This is a genomic window from Hominiventricola filiformis (assembly GCF_020686965.1).
GTDB lineage: Bacteria > Bacillota > Clostridia > Lachnospirales > Lachnospiraceae > Hominiventricola > Hominiventricola filiformis.
The window spans coordinates 1-1,469 of sequence record NZ_JAJEPS010000052.1 but is presented as its reverse complement, the minus strand read 5'-3'; the positions used below and the strand labels follow the sequence as shown (position 1 = coordinate 1,469).

General features: G+C 52.9%; 3 protein-coding genes. All 3 read left to right on the top strand.

Going from position 1 to position 1,469, the window contains the following annotated elements:
• Positions 1–127 precede the first annotated feature (127 nt).
• On the top strand, positions 128–541 hold the full coding sequence (locus LKD36_RS17440; protein ID WP_278544760.1) for an RNA polymerase sigma factor: 414 nt from the start codon (positions 128–130) through the stop codon (positions 539–541).
• Positions 542–644: 103 nt separating this feature from the next.
• On the top strand, positions 645–1,097 hold the full coding sequence (locus LKD36_RS17435; protein WP_117567340.1) for an RNA polymerase subunit sigma-24: 453 nt from the start codon (positions 645–647) through the stop codon (positions 1,095–1,097).
• Between the two features lie 10 nt (positions 1,098–1,107).
• A partial coding sequence (locus LKD36_RS17430; protein WP_308460390.1) for a sigma-70 family RNA polymerase sigma factor occupies positions 1,108–1,469 on the top strand: 362 nt, incomplete at its 3' end.

Here is a 1,469-nt window from a genome sequence, read left to right as displayed (position 1 = left end):
TCCGGGCGTTTTTTCATACCTGTGGGGCCGTAACATCGGGCCAGCATGGCCCGAACCCTGGCCCCAGTGCCGTTCTCCGCCGCCCCATTCAGATTTTCCTGAAAAAATCTGAATGGAGGAAAGGCAGATGGAAGTTACCATCAATTATAACGGACAAGCTGTGACTGTGGAGGTCACGCTGGAAGTCTATGAATTTCTTGACAGGGCCGATCACAAAACGGAGAACCTGTTCCATGAACAGCGGCGGCATTGGGATGGCCGGGAGTTTGACGAGTACATCATTACCACTGAGGGTGTAGGGGTCTACGGCGAAACGCCGGAGGAATACCTTTGCCGCATGGAAACGCTGCATGAGCTGATGGCTGTTCTGGACACCTGTACCGAGGCCCAGCGCCGCCGGTTCCTGCTCTATGCGCTTGACGGACTGAGCCTTGCGGAGATCGGTGTGCTGTGCGGCTGCTCCAAAGTGGCTGTGTATCAAAGTGTGGAGGCGGTCAGAAAAAAATTTATAAATTTCTTTGAGAACAGGCTTAACGAATGACCTGTTTTCTGGCTACCAAGTGAAAGGGATCATTTCCCTTATCTCAGCGAGGGGCGGACAGCGGACGAGCTGCCCGCCTCTCCGATTTTCAGGAGGTAAGCCTATGAAAACAATCAATCTGCGGTGGATGTATCCCCACTACCGGCATGACGAGTTTGTGGATGTTACGGACGAGGTATGGGCAGCGATGTATCAGGCCCAGCGGGAGATGGAGAACTATGAGCGTCGGAAAGTCTACCACCGCGCCTACTACTCTCTGGACGCATACAGCTGGCTGGAAAATTACGCACTGGAACACAGCAGATCGTCGGAAGATATTTTGTTGGAACGAGAAGAAATGACCACCCGCCTGCACCTGATTGCAGCTCTGCCTGCGGCTCTGGCTCATGCCACTCCGACACAGGCCCGCCGTGTTCACGCCTACTACATTGCCGGTATCAAGCAGCCGGAAATCGCCCGGAGAGAGGGTATCCATAGCAGTAAGGTCAGCGTTGCCATCCACCGGGGGCTGCGGAATATGCGCCGCTGCTATGATGACCTTTTTCAAACAGAGTGAGGGCGTGCCTATGCAGACCATCAATCTCAAACAATATTATCCATTTTGCAAAGAGGACATTTTTGTGGAGGTGTCCGATGAGATCGTCGAAGCGTTTCTTCTGGACAAGAGAGCCGAGGTCGCCAGAGATCGCAAGATGTTCCGGTATAAGGCGTTTTATTCCCTTGATTGTAACGATGGAATCGAAAATGCCGCCATCGGCTGGGCGCAGCCATCGCCGGAGGACTACCTGATAGAAAAAGAAGAATTAGCCGAATACGAAGAATTGATACGGCGATTGTACGAAGCTATTTCTTCCCTGCCGCCTATGCAGGCTCGCCGTGTCCACGCCCGCTATATGCTGGGTATGAAAGTGAAAGATATTGCCGCAAT

What these genes read in the sequence shown, in the direction of transcription:
- LKD36_RS17440 (WP_278544760.1), top strand. Translation starts at nt 128, where the DNA reads ATGGAAGTTACCATCAATTATAACGGACAAGCTGTGACTGTGGAGGTC.
- LKD36_RS17435 (WP_117567340.1), top strand. Translation starts at nt 645, where the DNA reads ATGAAAACAATCAATCTGCGGTGGATGTATCCCCACTACCGGCATGAC.